22 protein-coding genes are annotated in these 18,704 nt (G+C 45.2%); 15 read left to right on the top strand and 7 right to left on the bottom strand.

What is annotated here, in order from left to right; translation table 11 throughout:
- Positions 1–264: 264 nt before the first annotated feature.
- From V6D41_RS09450 to V6D41_RS09415, 8 genes are all read left to right on the top strand, one after another.
- Positions 265–1,254: a LacI family DNA-binding transcriptional regulator gene (locus V6D41_RS09450; protein WP_333518024.1), complete on the top strand. Its 990-nt coding sequence runs from the start codon at positions 265–267 to the stop codon at positions 1,252–1,254.
- A complete protein-coding gene (gene rbsK, locus V6D41_RS09445; protein ID WP_333518023.1) occupies positions 1,247–2,125 on the top strand; it encodes a ribokinase in 879 nt (292 codons plus the stop codon). The genes V6D41_RS09450 and rbsK overlap by 8 nt, the downstream gene beginning before the upstream one ends.
- A complete protein-coding gene (gene rbsD / locus V6D41_RS09440; protein ID WP_289348436.1) occupies positions 2,122–2,517 on the top strand; it encodes a D-ribose pyranase in 396 nt (131 codons plus the stop codon). The genes rbsK and rbsD overlap by 4 nt, the downstream gene beginning before the upstream one ends.
- A 15-nt stretch (positions 2,518–2,532) precedes the next feature.
- Positions 2,533–4,014, top strand: a complete 1,482-nt coding sequence (gene rbsA, locus V6D41_RS09435; RefSeq protein ID WP_333518022.1) for a ribose ABC transporter ATP-binding protein RbsA — start codon at positions 2,533–2,535, stop codon at positions 4,012–4,014.
- Position 4,015: 1 nt separating this feature from the next.
- Positions 4,016–4,984, top strand: a complete 969-nt coding sequence (gene rbsC, locus V6D41_RS09430; protein ID WP_333518021.1) for a ribose ABC transporter permease RbsC — start codon at positions 4,016–4,018, stop codon at positions 4,982–4,984.
- A 12-nt stretch (positions 4,985–4,996) separates the two neighbouring features.
- Entirely contained in the window at positions 4,997–5,914 is a 918-nt protein-coding gene (gene rbsB / locus V6D41_RS09425) for a ribose ABC transporter substrate-binding protein RbsB (RefSeq protein WP_333518020.1), read from the top strand.
- A 108-nt stretch (positions 5,915–6,022) separates the two neighbouring features.
- Positions 6,023–6,559 (top strand): SH3 domain-containing protein, encoded by a 537-nt coding sequence (locus tag V6D41_RS09420; RefSeq protein WP_333518019.1) that lies wholly within the window; start codon positions 6,023–6,025, stop codon positions 6,557–6,559.
- Between the two features lie 166 nt (positions 6,560–6,725).
- Entirely contained in the window at positions 6,726–7,022 is a 297-nt protein-coding gene (locus tag V6D41_RS09415) for a DUF3892 domain-containing protein (RefSeq protein ID WP_333518018.1), read from the top strand.
- A 40-nt stretch (positions 7,023–7,062) separates the two neighbouring features.
- On the opposite strand, the gene V6D41_RS09410 is transcribed toward V6D41_RS09415, so the two are convergent.
- The 3 genes from V6D41_RS09410 to alsS form a co-directional block, all read right to left on the bottom strand.
- On the bottom strand, positions 7,063–7,590 hold the full coding sequence (locus tag V6D41_RS09410; RefSeq protein ID WP_148962585.1) for an NAD(P)H-dependent oxidoreductase: 528 nt from the start codon (positions 7,588–7,590) through the stop codon (positions 7,063–7,065).
- Positions 7,591–7,688: 98 nt separating this feature from the next.
- Positions 7,689–8,456, bottom strand: coding sequence for an acetolactate decarboxylase (gene budA / locus V6D41_RS09405; RefSeq protein WP_202327938.1), 768 nt, complete (start codon positions 8,454–8,456; stop codon positions 7,689–7,691).
- Between the two features lie 59 nt (positions 8,457–8,515).
- Complete coding sequence (gene alsS, locus V6D41_RS09400) at positions 8,516–10,228, bottom strand: acetolactate synthase AlsS (RefSeq protein WP_087991746.1); 1,713 nt, start codon at positions 10,226–10,228, stop codon at positions 8,516–8,518.
- A gap of 158 nt (positions 10,229–10,386) precedes the next feature.
- Between alsS and alsR the strand changes: the two genes are divergently transcribed.
- Positions 10,387–11,274: an acetoin biosynthesis transcriptional regulator AlsR gene (gene alsR / locus V6D41_RS09395; protein WP_333518017.1), complete on the top strand. Its 888-nt coding sequence runs from the start codon at positions 10,387–10,389 to the stop codon at positions 11,272–11,274.
- Between the two features lie 39 nt (positions 11,275–11,313).
- Here the strand turns inward: alsR and cotH are convergent, their stop codons facing one another.
- Positions 11,314–12,405, bottom strand: a complete 1,092-nt coding sequence (cotH, locus tag V6D41_RS09390; protein ID WP_333518016.1) for a spore coat protein CotH — start codon at positions 12,403–12,405, stop codon at positions 11,314–11,316.
- A 142-nt stretch (positions 12,406–12,547) separates the two neighbouring features.
- Here cotH and cotG point away from each other — a divergent pair, with 142 nt between their 5' ends.
- From cotG to V6D41_RS09375, 3 genes are all read left to right on the top strand, one after another.
- Positions 12,548–13,147 (top strand): spore coat protein CotG, encoded by a 600-nt coding sequence (cotG, locus tag V6D41_RS09385; RefSeq protein ID WP_333518167.1) that lies wholly within the window; start codon positions 12,548–12,550, stop codon positions 13,145–13,147.
- Positions 13,148–13,319: 172 nt separating this feature from the next.
- Complete coding sequence (locus tag V6D41_RS09380; RefSeq protein ID WP_333518015.1) at positions 13,320–13,937, top strand: flavin reductase family protein; 618 nt, start codon at positions 13,320–13,322, stop codon at positions 13,935–13,937.
- A 154-nt stretch (positions 13,938–14,091) separates the two neighbouring features.
- On the top strand, positions 14,092–14,436 hold the full coding sequence (locus tag V6D41_RS09375) for a DUF4181 domain-containing protein (protein ID WP_087991751.1): 345 nt from the start codon (positions 14,092–14,094) through the stop codon (positions 14,434–14,436).
- A 4-nt stretch (positions 14,437–14,440) separates the two neighbouring features.
- Here the strand turns inward: V6D41_RS09375 and ggt are convergent, their stop codons facing one another.
- Positions 14,441–16,018, bottom strand: coding sequence for a gamma-glutamyltransferase (ggt, locus tag V6D41_RS09370; protein ID WP_333518014.1), 1,578 nt, complete (start codon positions 16,016–16,018; stop codon positions 14,441–14,443).
- A 212-nt stretch (positions 16,019–16,230) separates the two neighbouring features.
- Between ggt and chrS the strand changes: the two genes are divergently transcribed.
- Genes chrS through chrA form a run of 3 tightly spaced genes read left to right on the top strand, consistent with a single transcriptional unit; the run spans position 16,231 to position 17,848 of the window.
- Positions 16,231–16,707, top strand: a complete 477-nt coding sequence (chrS, locus tag V6D41_RS09365; RefSeq protein WP_003235604.1) for a chromate efflux transcriptional regulator ChrS — start codon at positions 16,231–16,233, stop codon at positions 16,705–16,707.
- A 14-nt stretch (positions 16,708–16,721) separates the two neighbouring features.
- Positions 16,722–17,315 carry a chromate efflux transporter subunit ChrB gene (chrB, locus tag V6D41_RS09360; protein WP_333518013.1) on the top strand — a complete coding sequence of 198 codons (594 nt, stop codon included), beginning with the start codon at positions 16,722–16,724 and terminating at the stop codon, positions 17,313–17,315.
- A complete protein-coding gene (gene chrA / locus V6D41_RS09355; protein WP_333518012.1) occupies positions 17,312–17,848 on the top strand; it encodes a chromate resistance efflux protein ChrA in 537 nt (178 codons plus the stop codon). The genes chrB and chrA overlap by 4 nt, the downstream gene beginning before the upstream one ends.
- 26 nt (positions 17,849–17,874) lie before the next feature.
- On the opposite strand, the gene V6D41_RS09350 is transcribed toward chrA, so the two are convergent.
- Together V6D41_RS09350 and V6D41_RS09345 are read right to left on the bottom strand one after the other, a co-directional pair.
- Positions 17,875–18,096 (bottom strand): hypothetical protein, encoded by a 222-nt coding sequence (locus V6D41_RS09350; RefSeq protein WP_333518011.1) that lies wholly within the window; start codon positions 18,094–18,096, stop codon positions 17,875–17,877.
- The gene (locus V6D41_RS09345; RefSeq protein ID WP_333518010.1) at positions 18,093–18,638 is read right to left on the bottom strand and encodes a flavodoxin family protein; all 546 of its coding nucleotides are present in this window, start codon (positions 18,636–18,638) and stop codon (positions 18,093–18,095) included. The genes V6D41_RS09350 and V6D41_RS09345 overlap by 4 nt, the downstream gene beginning before the upstream one ends.
- Between the last annotated feature and the right edge of the window lie 66 nt (positions 18,639–18,704).

Raw genomic sequence — 18,704 nt, 5'->3', positions numbered from 1 at the left:
CATTTTCTGGGCGGATAGTCTTTTCTATTTCTCCTCATGTACAGGCCTAAACGCACGACTTTGAAACAATTTTAATAAAACTTAATATTTGTTCATGAAATCTTCATCCAGAATTGCGAAGATTTTGTCAAAAAAAGAGTAAAAAACTTAAATTTCTCATTTATATATAAGTTACAATAGATTTTCTTTCGATATTTTTATTGCCAACCTCGGATGGCTCATGATAATCTATCTATGTAAACGGTTACACAAGGAGGAGCTGTTTTGGCTACAATTAAAGATGTTGCCGGAGCGGCGGGCGTTTCTGTTGCGACGGTTTCCCGCGTCCTAAATGACAGCGGCTATGTACACGAAGAAACGCGAACGCGCGTCATAGCGGCGATGGAGCGGCTGAACTATTACCCAAATGAAGTCGCCCGATCTCTTTACAAAAGAGAATCCCGGCTGATCGGGCTTTTGCTCCCGGATATCACAAACCCTTTCTTCCCCCAGCTTGCCCGCGGTGCTGAGGATGAATTGAACAGGGAAGGCTATCGCCTTATTTTCGGTAACAGTGACGAGGAATTGAAAAAAGAACTTGAGTACCTTCAAACCTTTAAGCAAAATCATGTCGCAGGCATTATTGCCGCAACGAATTACCCGGATCTTGAGGAATACAACGGCATGAATCACCCAGTCGTTTTTCTGGACAGAACACCTGAAGGCGCTCCTTCTGTGTCCAGTGACGGCCGCACCGGGGGAAAATTAGCGGCCGAAGCCATCATTCACGGAAAAAGCCAGCGCATTACGCTCTTGAGAGGCCCCGCTCACCTGCCGACCGCTCAAGATCGCTTTCACGGCGCTTTAGAGATCTTAAAGCAGGCTGAAGTTGATTTTCAGGTCATCGAGACGGCTTCATTTTCTTTCAAGGATGCGCAATCGATGGCGAAGGAGCTGTTTGCCGCTTATCCAGAGACAGACGGTGTGATAGCGAGTAATGATATTCAAGCCGCTGCGGTATTACATGAAGCTTTGCGGCGCGGAAGAAAGGTGCCGGAGGATATTCAAATTATCGGCTATGATGACATTCCACAAAGCGAGCTGCTGTTCCCGCCATTGTCTACAATTAAACAGCCCGCATATGATATGGGAAAAGAAGCGGCCAAACTGCTTTTGCGTATCATCAAAAAACAGCCCCTGACAGAAACGGCAATTCAAATGTCCGTCACCTATATAAGAAGAAAGACGACAAGAAAGGAAGATCACGATGCATAATATTTGTGTAATTGGTAGCTGTTCTATGGATTTAGTTGTCACCTCGGACAAACGCCCAAAAGCCGGTGAAACAGTACTTGGCACGTCGTTTCAGACTGTGCCGGGCGGTAAAGGAGCCAATCAGGCCGTTGCTGCTGCCAGACTTGGGGCTCACGTGTTTATGGTCGGTAAGATCGGAGATGATCATTATGGCACAGCCATTTTGGATAATTTAAAAGCAAACGGCGTTCGCACCGACTATATGGAACCGGTTACACACAAAGATAGCGGTACCGCCCACATAGTGCTTGCCGAAGGTGATAACAGTATTGTTGTCGTCAAAGGTGCGAATGATGATATCACTCCATCGTATGCGATAGACGCGCTTGAACAAATTGAAGTTGATATGGTCCTGATTCAGCAGGAAATCCCCGAGGAAACGGTTGATGAAGTGTGCAGATACTGCCATTCTCTCGATATCCCGATTATGCTCAACCCGGCACCGGCCCGACCGCTGAGACAGGAAACAATTGACCATGCCACCTATCTCACGCCGAATGAACACGAGGCGTCAATATTGTTCCCCGGGCTTACCGTTTCTGAAGCCTTGGCGCTGTATCCGGCAAAGCTCTTTATTACGGAAGGAAAACAGGGCGTCCGTTATTCAGCCGGAAGCAAAGAGCGGCTTATCCCTTCCTTCCCCGTTGAGCCCGTTGATACAACCGGAGCCGGTGATACGTTTAACGCAGCCTTCGCCGTGGCTCTGGCAGAGGGAAAAGACATTGAAGCCGCATTGCGATTTGCCAATCGCGCCGCTTCCCTTTCTGTCTGTTCCTTCGGTGCCCAAGGCGGAATGCCGACAAGAAAGGAAGTAGAGGAGCTGTTGTCATGAAAAAACACGGAATACTGAACAGCCACCTTGCCAAGCTTTTAGCCGACCTTGGCCACACTGATAAAATTGTCATCGCAGATGCGGGGTTGCCTGTTCCTGACGGCGTTTTGAAAATTGACCTTTCACTGAAGCCGGGACTTCCGGCTTTTCAAGATACCGCGGCGGTGCTCGCAGAAGAAATGGCTGTCGAAAAAGTCATTGCTGCATCTGAAATAAAAACTGCTAATCAGGAGAATGCCAGATTTCTAGAGAACCTTTTTTCTGAACAGGAGATTGAATACCTTTCTCACGAGGAGTTTAAGCAGCTGACAAAAGAAGCAAAAGCCATTATAAGAACAGGCGAATTCACACCATATGCCAACTGCATCCTGCAGGCGGGTGTGCTTTTCTAGAAGGGAGGATGGAACATGCAGATTGAAATGAAAGACATTCATAAAGCATTCGGAAAAAATCAAGTACTATCAGGCGTTTCCTTTCAGCTCGTGCCTGGCGAGGTTCACGCATTAATGGGAGAGAACGGCGCCGGCAAGTCCACGCTTATGAACATTCTGACAGGCCTGCATAAATCGGATCAAGGGCAAATCCGCATAAACGGAAACGAAATGTATTTTTCCAATCCGAAAGAAGCGGAACAGCATGGAATAGCCTTTATCCATCAGGAATTGAATATCTGGCCGGAAATGACCGTTCTTGAGAATCTATTTATCGGGAAAGAGATAGCCTCCAAGCTGGGCGTTTTACAAACAAGAAAAATGAAAGCGCTAGCAAAAGAGCAATTTGACAAACTGTCTGTCTCTCTTTCTCTTGATCAAGAAGCTGGCGAGTGTTCCGTCGGACAGCAGCAAATGGTCGAAATTGCAAAAGCGCTCATGACAAATGCCGAGGTGATCATTATGGATGAGCCTACCGCTGCTTTGACGGAACGGGAAATCAGCAAACTCTTTGAGGTCATTACAGCGTTAAAAAAGAACGGCGTATCAATCGTATACATTTCGCATCGCATGGAAGAAATCTTTGCGATTTGCGACAGAATCACCATCATGCGTGACGGAAAAACGGTAGATACAACAAACATCTCTGAAACCGATTTCGATGAAGTCGTCAAAAAAATGGTTGGACGCGAGCTGACTGAACGATATCCAAAACGGGCTCCTTCACTCGGTGACAATATATTCGAGGTGAAAAACGCCTCCGTAAAAGGACGTTTTGAAGATGTCAGCTTTTCTGTTCGTTCCGGTGAGATCGTCGGTATTTCCGGATTGATGGGGGCCGGCCGGACAGAAATCATGAGAGCGCTATTCGGCGTTGACAGGCTGGACTCGGGTGAGATATGGATCGCTGGAAAAAAGACGGTCATTAAGAACCCGCAGGATGCGGTGAAAAAAGGGCTCGGCTTTATTACAGAGAACCGCAAAGATGAAGGGCTGCTGCTCGACACTTCAATTCGCGAGAATATCGCCCTGCCCAATCTGTCCAGTTTTTCTCCTAAAGGCCTCATTGATCACAAGCGGGAAGCTGAATTTGTCGATCTTTTAATCAAACGCCTGACCATCAAAACGGCATCACAGGAAACGCACGCACGCCATTTATCAGGAGGCAACCAGCAAAAAGTTGTGATTGCCAAGTGGATCGGGATCGGACCGAAAGTGCTCATCTTGGATGAGCCGACCAGAGGTGTGGATGTTGGCGCGAAACGGGAGATTTACTCGCTGATGAATGAGCTGACTGAGCGTGGCGTCGCCATCATTATGGTGTCATCAGAGCTGCCGGAAATTCTCGGGATGAGCGATCGTGTTATCGTTGTCCATGAAGGCAGAATAAGCGGAGAAATCCACGCGCAGGAAGCAACACAAGAACGAATTATGACACTTGCCACGGGAGGGCGGTAATATGAAAATGGAACAGCTGCAAACAGAACAAAAACGGATTCACTTCGACGGAGTCATGCAAAAACTCGGCCCGTTTCTCGGTTTATTTATTCTCGTTATCATTGTATCTATTTTAAATCCCAGCTTTCTTGAACCGCTGAATATTTTAAACCTGCTTCGCCAGGTCGCTATTAACGGATTAATTGCGTTCGGCATGACTTTTGTGATTTTAACAGGCGGCATTGATCTTTCTGTTGGCGCTATTCTTGCCCTGTCCAGCGCTTTAGTCGCGGGGATGATTGTATCCGGTGTCGATCCAGTTCTTGCGATCATTCTCGGCTGTATCATTGGTGCCGTACTCGGCATGATCAACGGACTATTGATCACAAAAGGAAAAATGGCGCCCTTTATCGCCACGCTTGCGACCATGACTGTGTTTCGCGGGCTGACGCTTGTGTATACAGACGGAAACCCGATTACCGGACTTGGCACAAACTACGCTTTTCAACTGTTCGGACGCGGTTATTTTTTAGGCATCCCTGTACCGGCCATTACAATGGTTCTCGCCTTTGTCATCCTTTGGGTTCTTCTTCATAAAACACCGTTCGGACGCCGAACGTACGCAATTGGAGGCAATGAAAAAGCCGCGCTCATTTCGGGCATTAAAGTAACACGCGTGAAAGTAATGATCTATTCATTAGCCGGGCTTTTATCCGCCCTTGCCGGCGCCATATTGACCTCCCGTCTGCATTCAGCACAGCCGACTGCCGGAGAATCGTATGAACTGGATGCAATCGCGGCGGTCGTCTTAGGCGGGACCAGCCTCTCCGGCGGCCGCGGGCGCATTATCGGCACATTCATCGGAGTGCTGATTATCGGCACACTGAATAACGGGCTCAACCTGCTTGGTGTCTCATCGTTTTATCAGCTGGTTGTCAAAGGGATTGTCATCTTAATTGCGGTATTATTAGACCGCAAAAAGTCAGCATAGGAGGGTTTTTATATGAAAAAGGCTGTATCCGTCATTTTAACGTTATCATTGTTTTTATTAACTGCCTGTTCGCTTGAACCTCCCCATTGGGCAAAGCCGGCAAACTCGGGGAACAAAAAGGAATTCACCATCGGTTTATCCGTCTCGACACTTAATAATCCCTTTTTTGTCTCATTAAAAAAGGGCATCGAAAAAGAAGCTGAAAAACGGGGAATGAAAATCATCATTGTCGATGCGCAAAATGATTCATCGAAACAGACGAGTGATGTGGAAGATTTAATTCAGCAAGATGTCGATGCATTGTTAATCAATCCGACTGATTCTTCGGCGATCTCAACGGCAGTAGAATATGCAAATTCAGTCGATGTACCCGTCGTCACAATCGATCGTTCCGCGGAACAAGGAAAAGTAGAAACCCTCGTTGCTTCCGATAATGTAAAAGGTGGTGAAATGGCCGCGGAATTTATCGCCGACAAGCTTGGAAAAGATGCAAAGGTGGCAGAACTTGAAGGCGTGCCCGGCGCTTCTGCCACACGGGAACGCGGTTCAGGATTTCATAACATTGCAGATCAGAAGCTCGACATTGTCACAAAACAATCAGCTGACTTTGACCGCACCAAAGGCCTGACTGTTATGGAAAACCTGCTGGAGGGACATCCGGAAATCCAAGCTGTTTTTGCTCACAATGATGAAATGGCGCTCGGGGCTCTCGAGGCAATTAACAGCTCGGGAAAAGATATTGTAGTGATCGGTTTTGACGGCAATAAAGATGCACTCGCTTCGATTAAAGATGGAAAGCTCTCAGCCACTGTCGCTCAGCAGCCTGACTTGATCGGTAAACTGGCTACAGAAGCGGCAGATGATATTTTACACGGAAAAAAGGTGAAAAAAATGATATCCGCGCCTCTCAAACTTGAAACACAAAAATAATTGCCGCGGACCAGATCTTTATCTGGTCCTTTTTCATGTTTAGGAATCTGTGAAAACGTGAATAGCGAATATAGATTGAATTATTTCTCTACGTGAGGAGAGGAAGAAATGAACAAAACGACAAAAGTATTATCAACTCTCGCACTTGCAGCTGGAATGACTGCGGCTTCTGCAGGGGGCGCAAGCACGATCCATGCACAACAGCCAGAAACAACTGTAAGCATTGATGATTTATACAGCTATCCGATTGATTCTTATTTGGTGTCAACAGAGGCTCTAAATGTCAGAACGAAGCCTTCCGCATCAAGCCATAAATCAGCCATACTGCACTTGGGCGACAGCTTAAAGCTGATTTCCTTCGCAAACGCTGACTGGGCAAAGGTTCATTATAAAAACGGCAAAACAGGCTTTGTTTCCACTCATTACATTGTAAAAGCAGCTACAACAGTAAAAACGAAAACAAAAACGAAAGTTTATACATCCGCTGAAGGAAAAAGCATCAAGAATCTTCCGGCAGACACAAGCGTTTCTTTTTTAGGCTGGAGTAAAACGAAAAAAGGCGGTTTTGATTTTAATTGGGTATTCGTTGATTACGGCGGTGCGACAGGCTATATGAAAACAAAGGACTTACACATGACAAAATAACTGAAAGGGATTCCGTTTTTCATGCGGAATCCCTTTTTTCTTCGCAGATCAAGGATTGATTTGTCACATTCCCAAGATATTTCTCAGGAAATATTGTCGTATGCCGTATGGAAATCATACATGATCATCGGTATTTTTGTTCACGCTAAAAGATGGAGGTGTAAGTATGGATCAATTTGAAGCAGCATATGAAACGTATAAAGACCGGCAAACAACCGCGGAGCAGCAAGCTGTTCCATCTGGAAAAGAAGAAATTATTGCAGTCAGAAGAAATGAGGAAGACAATATAATTGCAGTAAAAACGAACACAGGAAGAGAGCTCGACTATCCCTCTGCGCTGTCAGAAGCAAAAGCGGGAAAACTCGCTCATGTTGATGTCTTCCATAAATATGGACGAGACATATTGCGAAGTGAACCGGATGGTATAAGAGAAAACAACCTGTCCGAGCTGCCGGATTTTTAATTTTAAAAGAGCCCTGTCGCACGCTGGACAGGGCTTTCTTTTAAGCAAAAGGCTGTTGGATGTATTCGGCTAACCGTTTTGCACTGAGGGAAATATCCTCTCCGTTTGCATATTTCACGCCATAGAACACATATGGCGGCAGATATTTCATGCCGATTAGATTGCTTGTGGCCTGAAACGGTTTCAATAGCTCACTGATTGAGTAATGATTTGCTCCGCCCGCTTGATATTTTTCCGCTTCGCTCCCCGTTGATACAGCTAGCATCAGCTCTTTGCCATGCAGGGCTTTTCCTTCTGAACCAAAGGCCCAGCCGAAAGTCAGCACAAGATCCTGCCATTTTTTTAAGAGCGGCGGAGAGCTGTACCAATAAAGCGGAAATTGGAAAACAATCCGGTCGTATTCCTCGCACATCTGCTGCTCCTTCGCAACATCTATCGCTTCATCCGGATATTCCTTATAAAGCTCCCGTACTGTGATATTGTCATGTTTACTCAATTCCTCTGCCCATGCCTTATTAACAACCGAGGTTTCCATATGAGGATGAACTGCCAAAACCAATATTTTCATTAGACCACACCTTTACCGTTTTGACGTTATTTTATCTAAAATCAGGAAAAGAGCCAAATAAAAAGAAAGCCCTGTACAAAGAGGCTTTCTTTTTTCTGTTATTCGGGGCTTCCTTCAGTTGTTTCAATATCTTTAGCAAAATCAGGGTTATCCAGATTCGCATTAAAGAAATCCGCTGTATTCGGAAGTCTCAGGTTCATGTTCATTTTTTGTGAAATCGTAACCGTGCAATCCTCAAGCACATAGTCAAAAACGTGTCCGCCTGAATTTCGTCCTTCGTCAATGAAGTGCAGGTGATAGCCAGAAACGGCGATTCCATTTGCATAAGCTGGTGTCAGGAAACCTACGATTGTTCCTCTCACATTGTCGAAGTTGAAAATCGGCTGCGTTTTGACCGCTTCAACCATCGGCACGTAAGGTTTTTCTTGCAATTCTACCGTTCTTGTCTGCACTTTTTTAAACAATCCGTCAATGCGGATCGCGTAAAATAAGTTTTTGCTTGGCAGAATGCTGTTGATCTCTTTTTCAAATTCTTCACGTGTCATTTTCGCATCAATTTTGTGCGTTATGTCCGGTGTAAAGAACGTAAATGAACAGAACGGAGAACGGTCCCCGTTTTGGACCGGTGTCGCAGTTCCGTCTGAACGGAGACGGTAAAATTCGCCGTCAAACCCAATCAGCTCTCCGTCAAGCTTGTTAAAGGTTCCGATACCGAAGTCTCCGTATTTTGGGATCTCTGACAGTTCAAAATCCCCGTCATATACCCCGTCTAATAGAGAAGTCATTGTTGATACTTGATAAATCTGGCTCACAGGCTGCTCTTTTTGGCCGCGGCTGAGCACTTGTATGTTGCTTTCGCGTTTCATAATTCCCTTCACTCCTTTTGTTTAGTGCTGTATCAAACAGTGTCGTGATGCGCAGAGTGCTAGAGAGCTTTCATTTTCAAGAGTTCCCCGAATTCTTTCGGAAGCTTGTCACTTGCTAAATTAATGTTATCACTGTAGTCAACCGGGACATCAATGATGACAGGACCCTCTGCGTTCATACCTTGACGCAGAACATCTGCCAGCTGGTCTGGTGATTCTACGCGCAAGCCAGTTGCTCCGAAGCTTTCCGCATATTTCACGATATCGATATTTCCGAAATCGACCGCAGATGTACGGTTATATTTTTTCAATTGCTGGAATGCAACCATGTCATATGTGCTGTCGTTCCATACAATGTGTACAATTGGCGCTTTTAAACGAACTGCTGTCTCCAATTCCATCGCTGAGAATAAGAAACCGCCGTCACCAGAGACGGATACCACTTTTTCTCCCGGTTTCACCAATGAGGCGCCGATTGCCCAAGGAAGTGCAACGCCGAGTGTTTGCATACCGTTACTGATCATTAATGTTAACGGCTCGTAGCTGCGGAAATAACGTGACATCCAAATCGCGTGTGAACCAATATCGCAAGTCACTGTCACATGATCATCGACTGCGTTTCGCAATTCTTTTACGATTTCAAGAGGATGCACTCTGTCTGATTTCCAATCTGCAGGAACCTGCTCACCCTCATGCATATATTGTTTTAAATCAGACAGGATTTTCTGCTCACGTTCAGCAAACTCCACTTTCACAGCATCGTGTTCGATGTGATTGATTGTAGATGGAATATCTCCGATCAATTCAAGCTCCGGCTGGTAAGCATGATCAATGTCAGCCAGTATTTCATCTAAATGGATAATCGTCCGGTCACCATTGACATTCCAGAATTTCGGATCGTATTCAATTGGGTCATAACCGATTGTCAGAACAACATCAGCCTGTTCAATCAGTAAATCGCCAGGCTGGTTGTGGAACAAGCCGATACGGCCAAAATACTGATCCTCTAAGTCTCTTGTAAGAGTCCCTGCTGCTTGATATGTTTCGACGAATGGAAGCTGAACTTTTTTCAAAAGCTTGCGGACTGCTTTAATCGCTTCCGGTCTTCCGCCCTTCATGCCGACTAAAACGACAGGAAGTTTCGCTGTTTGTATTTTAGCAATGGCCGCACTGATTGCATCATCTGCTGCAGGACCAAGTTTTGGCGCTGCGACAGCACGCACGCTTTTTGTGTTTGTGACTTCATTCACAACATCTTGCGGAAAGCTCACAAAAGCGGCTCCAGCCTGACCTGCTGACGCTATCCTAAATGCATTTGTAACAGCTTCCGGTATATTTTTCACATCTTGTACTTCTACACTGTATTTTGTAATCGGCTGAAACAGCGCCGCATTATCCAAAGATTGATGTGTCCGTTTTAAACGATCGGCACGGATCACGTTCCCAGCAAGCGCAACGACAGGGTCACCTTCAGTGTTGGCTGTCAGCAGTCCTGTTGCCAAGTTAGAAGCGCCTGGTCCCGATGTGACTAACACAACTCCCGGTTTTCCAGTTAAACGGCCGACTGCTTGCGCCATAAATGCTGCATTTTGTTCGTGCCGCGCAACGATAATTTCTGGCCCTTTATCTTGTAAAGCGTCAAATACCGCATCAATTTTTGCACCTGGAATGCCAAATACATGTGTGACACCTTGCTCCGCTAAGCAATCAACAACAAGCTCCGCCCCTCTGTTTTTCACAAGGGATTTTTGTTCTTTTGTTGCTTTTGTCAACACCCTCACTCCTTATTATGCATTTTAAACATTAAATTTTAAATATTTCTTGTGATACGTTTCACTATACACTCTTTGGAAATTGACCTCCAATATCGATTCGCCTTATGATTAATATGTATTGCGAATTATTAACCTAAGGAAAGGAATGCATATGAATGGAGCTTCGCCATCTTCAATACTTTATCGCAGTAGCCGAAGAGCTTCATTTCGGAAAAGCTGCGCTTCGGCTGAACATGACACAGCCTCCTCTCAGCCAGCAGATCAAACAGCTGGAAAAAGAAGTCGGGGTGACGCTTCTCAAGAGGACAAAAAGATTTGTGGAGCTTACCGCAGCAGGAGAAATATTTTTAAATCACTGTCGTACTGCATTGATGCAAATTGATCAAGCGATTGAACTGGCCCAGCGAACGGCTCGCGGCGAGCACGGCCATCTCGTCATTGGTTTTGTCGGATCAGCTACATATGAATTTTTGCCGCCGATCATCCGGGAATACCGTAAAAAATTCCCCTCTGTGAAAATTGAACTGAAAGAGATCGCTTCTTACAGGCAGCAGGAGGAATTGCTCAAGGGACATATCGACATCGGGATTCTCCATCCGCCGTTAGAGCATCCGGAGCTGCAAATTGAGACAACCCAGAGCAGTCCATGCATCCTCGCATTGCCAAAACAGCATCCGCTTGCATTAAAAGAATCAATCGACATTACAGATTTGGAAAACGAACCGATCATCACCCTTTCCAAAGAAGCGTGGCCAACGTTATATACCGACTTTATTCAGCTCTGTGAAAACGCGGGTTTTGTGCCGAATATCGTTCAGGAAGCGACAGAATATCAAATGGTGATCGGACTGGTGACAGCGGGCATCGGCATTACCATTGTCCCATCCTCGGCCAGACGGCTGTTTAACCTTGACGTCACATATCGAAGCGTTGATCATTTTCAGCTTAAAGCAGAATGGATCATCGCATATCGCAAAGACAGTCAAAACCCTGTACTGGGACAATTTGTGGATATATGCAAATCAATAAATGAATGGAAATAAAAAAAGGCGCTCCGTTCTCCGGAATCCGCCCGTTTATCGTCAGGATAAAAAATCAAGCTCACTTTTGAGGTAATCAGCTCGTTTTATAATATATTCACATATCACATTTGGCTCTCGGTCAAAACGTTCAATATCGTTCTTTTTATATGGGTCCATCAGGACAAACGGCCTAATCTGTTCATGCATCTCCATTATTTTCGGTTTCATATACTCTATTGTAAAAAGAGAGTGAAGCGTTTTTTCTAACAAGTGCTTGTAGGACCTGCGAAAATCGGGTTCATCCAAAATCCGGGCGGTTAGTGTATTAAATCCTTGAATTCTTACGTAATCGGCAGCCATCCGCTCTCCATGGATATCCCTGCCCCAGGTCGCATCATAATCCCAAGGAATCACCTCAAATAATCCGGTTTCACTGTTTCTGTACAACGAGTAGTTGTGGACAAACCCGTCATAGTTTGAGGTGAATACAATGCCGGCGAGCCAGCGCAAATACTTATCGATATCCACATGCCTTGTCACTTCTGATTTAAATTGAGCTTTAGGGACAGTATTAATTTTAAAGATCATATCCTGCAAATAAAAGTCGTCTTCCTCAGTCCCTGTCTTCTTTTCATATCCAAGCTCAAGTGACGTCTTCGTCTCCCTTTCCAAATCGCTCATCAACGAGAAATTAGCGTCATCATCAACCGCGTAAAAAACCGCCCCGTCCGCCAGCTTCCTTTTCTCTAAATAATATTCATCAACGGATTCAAGTTCAAGATAAACTCCTTCATTCTTCCCATTTACCTTTAAGAACACAAACTCTGCTTTTGGAGACAGCGTCCCAAGCTCGGAGAAAAAATCCAGCGACAATTTGTTTCTCATCATGGAAGGATCTTTATACTCCGCATTTAAATGAATCTCTCGTGCGCCGCGGAATGTTTTCGGCTGATAAAAAGAAACATGGTATGACTTCTTTTTGAAGTCTCTGATATGTGATCCCCGGTAAGCAATGTCAATATCCAGCCTTTTTTGATTTACTTTCATTACAGCCGGCACCGGTTCATCGTCCCATATATCTTTTTTTAATTCACGCAAATCTTTTGGATGAACAAACAGCTGATAAAGCGGTAAATGAGATTGGTTCTTCATCCATAAACCCCCTTACAAATTTTAGGCTTTTATTTTTGTGAGATCTCAGCGGAACACTTATACACTTTTTAAATCCGTGCGTACTATGTGGGTAGTAAGGATCTTCATCCTTAACATCATTTTTAAAAAGGAGGATTTCGAATTGGGCCACTATTCCCATTCTGACATCAAAGAAGCGGTGAAATCCGCAAAAAAAGAAGGTTTAAAAGACTATTTGTACCAAGAGCCTCATGGAAAAAAGCGCAGCCATAAAAAGTCGTGCCGCTCTCACAAAAAATCTCGCAGCCACAAAAAATCGTACTGCTCTCACAAGAAATCTCGCAGCCACAAAAAATCGTATTGCTCTCACAAGAAATCTCGCAGCCACAAAAAATCGTATTGCTCTCACAAGAAATCTCGCAGCCACAAAAAATCGTATTGTTCTCACAAGAAATCTCGCAGCCACAAAAAATCGTACTGCTCTCACAAGAGATCACGCAGCCATAAAAAATCGTACTGCTCTCACAAGAGATCACGCAGCTACAAAAAGTCATACGGTTCTCACAAGAGAAAATCTCGCAGCTACAAAAAGTCACATCGGACACACAAAAAACCATATTGTTCCCATAAGAAAAAATCTCACAAAAAACACTACAAAAAACCGCATCACCACCATCGCCACAAAAAAGACGATGATTATCACAGCAAAAAAGAATTCTGGAAAGACGGCAATTGCTGGGTAGTCAAAAAGAAATACAAATAAATTTAAAATTTTATCAATCCATAGGCTGCCGGCAGACGTACGGAGCCTATTTTTCGATTTCCCCTGTATTAGATATATGTCATGACATAAGATATGCAACCCTCATCATTTGGTTTCCTTGAAACCATTTCGTTATAATCAAAGTATCCTAACGATAAAGGAAGTTGTTGCTATGTACATATTTCAAGCTGATCAGCTTAGTGCCAAAGACACATACAAGCTATTGTCAGGTACCGTCATCCCCCGCCCCATTGCCTTTGTAACCACACTTTCTTCAAGCGGAGCGATAAATGCCGCGCCTTTTAGTTTTTATAACGTTGTCAGCTCAGATCCTCCGCTTCTCAGTATTTCTGTTAACCGAGCGGGAGGACGCCAAAAAGATACAGCCCGAAACGCGGTGGAGAACGGAGAATTTGTCGTACATGTCAGTGATGAAGCCATCATTGAAGACATCAATGAAACGGCGGCAAGCTTAGGGCCGGACGAAAGCGAACTCACCCGCACCTCGCTTCATCCTGTCGAAAGCAAAGCTGTTTCGGTTCCAGGCATTAAAGAAGCCCGCATTCGCTTTGAATGCACATTAGAGCAGCATATGATGTTCGACAATGATCAAGGCGTGACCACAGCTGATCTGCTCATCGGCAGAGTCGTCTGCTTCCACCTCGATGAAAAGGTGTATGATGCAGAAAAGGGATATGTTTTGACAGATGAATTAAAGCCTGCCTCAAGATTGGCGGGCAACCACTATGCGAAGCTCGGCGAAGAATTTACGCTGGTTCGTCCCAGTTGAACAAAAGGACTATTTAAATAGAAGAAACTAGTCAAAAAGACCTCGTGATCACAAAGTGTTTCCTATGAAAAGAACACCCGGAGAAAACCGAGTGTTCTTTTGTGGAACATTTTTCCTTCCCCTTCGTATAAAAGGTTGATTAGGAGGAATTTATATGTCAGGCACTCATTTTTTGATTGTGATACTGGTCGCAGCTTTTATCAATACTGTTTTTTATGTCTATGCCCGAAAAAAACTAGGCATCTCTAAACCGCCTTGGTGGTATAAACCTGTAAATAGCACACAAGGGCTGGTGGAAGTCGTCTTGCTCATTTTATTAGGGTTTTCTTTATTACGCTTTCCTCCAGAGATTATGCTTATTTTCTATCTATTCGTGATAAATGGTTTCCGTACATTTATGGAATGGAAATATGAGCGTGAAAATAAACAATACGTACACTACTTATTTAGTACTTTCCTTTCTCTAGTCATTTTTATTTATATTTGTATTTTCATCTAATACCTCAAACCCCCACAGCCGCCCCATCCCCCCGCGGGTCGGCTCCGCCTTGGAGGAAGCCTTCCTCATCCACTTTGATTGCTGCCGCATGCCCCATCAGCGGATCATAGTCACCGACAACCTCCACGAGATGCCCGCTGTCTTTCAGCTTTTCGATGGTTTCCTCTGAGAATCTGCCCTCGACTCTGAGACCTTCATATTCCTCTCCCCACGTTCTGCCCCATACCCAGCGCGGTTCGCTGATTGCCTGCTGCGGATGCATTCCGTAGTCCAGCATTCGGGTAATCATGGCCGTCTGGGTTTGTGGCTGGCCCTCGCCGCCTTGTGTGCCGTATAGGATTTTCGGTTTACCGTCTTTGCAGGCCATAGCCGGCATCAGGGTATGGAAGCTGCGCTTTCTCGGTTCAAGCGTATTGACATGATCTTGATCCAATGAGAAAAATGACCCGCGGTTTTGCAGTAATATGCCTGTATCACCAGCAGTGACAGCCGAGCCAAATTCAAAGTACAGGCTTTGAATGAATGACACTGCATTGCCATCCGCATCGATGACGGCCGCATATGCCGTGTCACTTCCCACTGGCCTGCTTTCTGCCGGTTCTGCCAGATAACCGATTTCTTCCGCCAATTGTTTTGCATACTTTTTGTCCAAAAGCTTTTCAAGCGGAATGTCAGCAAACGCCGGATCAGTCAGGACGGCATTTCGATCTAGGAAACTCTTTTTCAGCGCCTCCACTAACACATGATAATACTCAAAAGAGCCGTGCTCAATTTTGTGGAAATCATAGTTTTCCAAAATGTTCAGCGTCAATAAACCGGTAAATCCCTGAGAATTCGGCGGCGCCTGGTACATGCTGTACCCTCGGTAATCACTTGATACAGGCTCCGTCCACTCGCCCCGGTGCGCTTTAAAATCATCAAGTGTCATGCAGCTGCCGTTTTGCTGTAAATACGAGACAATCCGTTGAGCGATATCTCCTTCATAAAATACGCTTCTTCCTTTTTCGGCAAGCATGTTCAAACTGTCTGCAAGTTCTACTTGCACAAACCGCTCTCCCGGGACAGGCGCTTTGCCGCTTCTTGTGAAGATGTCGGCCGTGTAAGGCGCGGAGGCCAGCAGTTTAAGATTTGTTTCTGTGTGACGGCACTGATCAGCTGATACTGGAAACCCATTTTGGGCATAGTCTCGTGCGGGTTCCAGCACATCCGCAAGAGACCTATGTCCGTACTCCTTCAGTATCGCATCCCAGCTATCAACCATCCCCGGAACGGTAATGGCACTTTCGATCCCCCGCAGCGGAATCGCGCTTTTTCCCTTATAAACATCTCTCGTCACATTTTTCCCTGAACGGCCGCTGCCATTGTAGACTCTTACCGCCTTTGTTTCCTGGTGAAAGGTCAGCCAAAAGGAATCCCCGCCAAGCCCTGTCATATGCGGATACACAACTGCCAGACAAGCACTTACAGCCACAGCGGCATCAAACGCGTTACCTCCCTTGTCCAGTATGCGATTTCCAGCTTGAGAAGCAAGATAATGCGGGCTGACGACCATTTGCTTTGTACCGATGACAGATTTGTTCATCACAAGTCCCCTTTTTAAGAGATTTTCTTTAGTATATGGAGCCTGATTTTCCACATCTACTGATGCGGCAGAAAAACTGACGAACTTTATCCCTTTCGAAAACAATAAAACATTATTTTATTCATTTTGAAAACAAATATAAAAATTACCTTTCGAAAAGTAACTTTTATGATAAAATGAAGTCTAAAAGGCAACGAAAGCAGGTGGAGCAATTGAGTCATGAATATCAAATCCCCAACCTTGTTCTTGATGAGATCGACAAACAAATTCTCACCATTTTACACGAGGAAGGCAGGATATCTTATACGGATCTTGGCAAAAGAGTTGATTTATCAAGGGTCGCCGTACAGGCTCGTATCAACCAATTAATCGAAGCCGGTGTTATTGAAAAATTCACCGCTGTCATCAATCCCGCTAAAATCGGCATTCATGTATCCGTGTTTTTCAATGTCGAGGTCGAGCCGCAGTTTTTAGAAGAGGTCGCTCTTAAGCTTGAGGAAGAGCCTGCGGTCACCAGTCTTTATCACATGACAGGCCCGAGCAAGCTGCATATGCACGGGATCTTTGCCAACGATCAAGAAATGGAAGAGTTTTTAACAAAACGGCTGTATCCGCTGCGAGGCGTCGTCAGCGTTGATTGCCAGATGCTGATCAAACGATACAAAAGCCGTATGGGAATGAAGCTGTAAAAGGAGAGAAACGAATGAAAAACCATCCTTATCGGGATATGACAGCCGCAATGGTGCGTACCGGAATTTTAGGGTTCGGGGGCGGACCTTCCGTGATTCCGCTGATCCGCCATGAAGCGGTCAATAAATATAAATGGATTGACGATGATGAGTTCGGAGAAATATTAGCGATCGCTAATGCGCTTCCCGGACCGATTGCCACAAAAATGGCTGCGTATTTGGGCTTCAAGCTAAAAGGCACATTAGGCGCGATTGTCGCAACCCTGGCCCATATTCTGCCTACTTGTCTTGCTATGGTGGGCTTGTTTGCCGCTGTAAATGTCTTAAGCCATTCAGCAGTTGTTGCCGGCATGATTGGTGCTGTAACACCGGTCATTGCGGTAATGCTCGGTATCATGGCATACGAGTTTGGCCAAAAAGCGCTTAAAGGTTTCGGCTGGGTTACAGGCATCACGTTTTTTATCATTGCTTTTATCGGCCTGCAAACGCTACAGATCAATCCGGGCCTTGTCATTATCATTTTCCTAGCGTACGGAGCGTTTCATTTTAAATTAAAAGACAAAATCACAAATAAACATTCAAAAGATAAAGGAATGTCGGCCTCATGATTATGATTTATTTATTTATGGCGTTTTTTATCGCAAACGTACTCGGGTATGGCGGCGGACCTGCGTCTATCCCGCTGATGTTTGAAGAAGTTGTCAACAGATACAGCTGGCTTTCAAACGACCAATTCTCAAATATGCTCGCGCTTGCGAACGCATTGCCGGGACCGATCGCAACCAAAATCGCCGCCTATGTTGGGTACAGTGCCGGCGGGTGGTCCGGCTTTCTGGTTGCGCTGATCGCAACCATCGTACCGTCGGCGCTCGCATTGATCGTCCTGTTGCGCATTATTCAGCGCTTCCGCCAATCACCCGTCATCAAGGGCATGACGCTATCCGTTCAGCCTGTCATCGCGGTCATGATGCTCATTCTTACCTGGCAAATTGCCGCCGATGGCATCAAAGCGATCGGCTGGATCCAATCTATCGTGATTGCGGGGATTTCCCTCCTTGCCATGACAAAATTCAAGATGCATCCGGCATTTCTGATTATCACGGCGTTTTTGTATGGCGGTCTTGTGATTCCTCATTTGTAGAAAAAAGCACCCGGACAGGTGCTTTTTTATTTTGGTCCCGAAATGCCGTTCGATATGACAATTTGTTCTTCGCCTGCATCATTCTTCTTAATGTGCTTGATTTGCAGCGTGGTCCCTGCCATTCTCACAGATTGCTTAATCTGATGCGAATTGGTTTCAATCTGAATCCAATCAGCAGGCGGCGCCTTCCAAATGAAAAAGAATGCCAGCATCAGCATGCCAGCAATGACCGACAGCAGAAATTTCATATCGCATCATGTCTTTTCAATAATCGGCTCGCAGTGGACAGCGCCTGATGATCATCAAGAATATCGCCGGGACGATTGCCTTCTCCCAATACATAGCCTTTAAAAGGCATCCTCATGAATGCAAAAATATGCTCAAATTGCTGAATCAACGGCAGCCCCTTTATTTTAGGGTTGTCTCCGCCCACTGCTGCCACATATGCCTGCTTCATCGACATTTGCTGTTGAAAATCAGGAAATCGGGGATCTCTCAATGTCTGAGACCAGCGATCAATAAACAGCTTTAACGTTCCTGACATGCCGAACCAATAAATTGGGGTAGCGAATATGAGAATATCGCATGGCAATGTCCGTTCAATGATTGAATCGTAGTCATCTTGAACCGGGCCAAAGCCGCCTTCAGCATGGCGCAAATCTTCAATTGGCTGGATATGATATTTACGCAAATGAATGTGTTCCGTATCGAATCCTTGAACAGTTTTCTCCGCAAGAATATCCGTATTTCCGCCAGACCGCGTGCCGCCATTAATAACCGCAATTTTCATGATGCATCTGCTCCTTTGTTTACGAATGATTTTCTTCATCATATAATGGATTCATTAATCAATACA

This window comes from Bacillus sp. 0102A, from assembly GCF_036765155.1.
Taxonomy (GTDB): Bacteria; Bacillota; Bacilli; order Bacillales; family Bacillaceae; genus Bacillus; species Bacillus subtilis_G.
Note: the sequence above shows the minus strand (reverse complement) of the source record. Positions and strands in the feature narration are given on the sequence as shown.

Excerpts from the sequence above, each read along its gene's own strand:
- rbsB (WP_333518020.1), top strand. The coding sequence starts at position 4,997 with ATGAAAAAGGCTGTATCCGTCATTTTAACGTTATCATTGTTTTTATTA.
- rbsC (WP_333518021.1), top strand. The coding sequence starts at position 4,016 with ATGAAAATGGAACAGCTGCAAACAGAACAAAAACGGATTCACTTCGAC.
- V6D41_RS09375 (WP_087991751.1), top strand. The coding sequence starts at position 14,092 with ATGTCAGGCACTCATTTTTTGATTGTGATACTGGTCGCAGCTTTTATC.
- alsR (WP_333518017.1), top strand. The coding sequence starts at position 10,387 with ATGGAGCTTCGCCATCTTCAATACTTTATCGCAGTAGCCGAAGAGCTT.
- V6D41_RS09380 (WP_333518015.1), top strand. The coding sequence starts at position 13,320 with ATGTACATATTTCAAGCTGATCAGCTTAGTGCCAAAGACACATACAAG.
- cotH (WP_333518016.1), bottom strand. The coding sequence starts at position 12,405 with ATGAAGAACCAATCTCATTTACCGCTTTATCAGCTGTTTGTTCATCCA.
- chrB (WP_333518013.1), top strand. The coding sequence starts at position 16,722 with ATGAAAAACCATCCTTATCGGGATATGACAGCCGCAATGGTGCGTACC.
- V6D41_RS09350 (WP_333518011.1), bottom strand. The coding sequence starts at position 18,096 with ATGAAATTTCTGCTGTCGGTCATTGCTGGCATGCTGATGCTGGCATTC.
- ggt (WP_333518014.1), bottom strand. The coding sequence starts at position 16,018 with ATGAACAAATCTGTCATCGGTACAAAGCAAATGGTCGTCAGCCCGCAT.
- rbsK (WP_333518023.1), top strand. The coding sequence starts at position 1,247 with ATGCATAATATTTGTGTAATTGGTAGCTGTTCTATGGATTTAGTTGTC.
- budA (WP_202327938.1), bottom strand. The coding sequence starts at position 8,456 with ATGAAACGCGAAAGCAACATACAAGTGCTCAGCCGCGGCCAAAAAGAG.
- chrA (WP_333518012.1), top strand. The coding sequence starts at position 17,312 with ATGATTATGATTTATTTATTTATGGCGTTTTTTATCGCAAACGTACTC.
- rbsA (WP_333518022.1), top strand. The coding sequence starts at position 2,533 with ATGCAGATTGAAATGAAAGACATTCATAAAGCATTCGGAAAAAATCAA.
- V6D41_RS09345 (WP_333518010.1), bottom strand. The coding sequence starts at position 18,638 with ATGAAAATTGCGGTTATTAATGGCGGCACGCGGTCTGGCGGAAATACG.
- V6D41_RS09415 (WP_333518018.1), top strand. The coding sequence starts at position 6,726 with ATGGATCAATTTGAAGCAGCATATGAAACGTATAAAGACCGGCAAACA.
- rbsD (WP_289348436.1), top strand. The coding sequence starts at position 2,122 with ATGAAAAAACACGGAATACTGAACAGCCACCTTGCCAAGCTTTTAGCC.
- V6D41_RS09410 (WP_148962585.1), bottom strand. The coding sequence starts at position 7,590 with ATGAAAATATTGGTTTTGGCAGTTCATCCTCATATGGAAACCTCGGTT.
- V6D41_RS09420 (WP_333518019.1), top strand. The coding sequence starts at position 6,023 with ATGAACAAAACGACAAAAGTATTATCAACTCTCGCACTTGCAGCTGGA.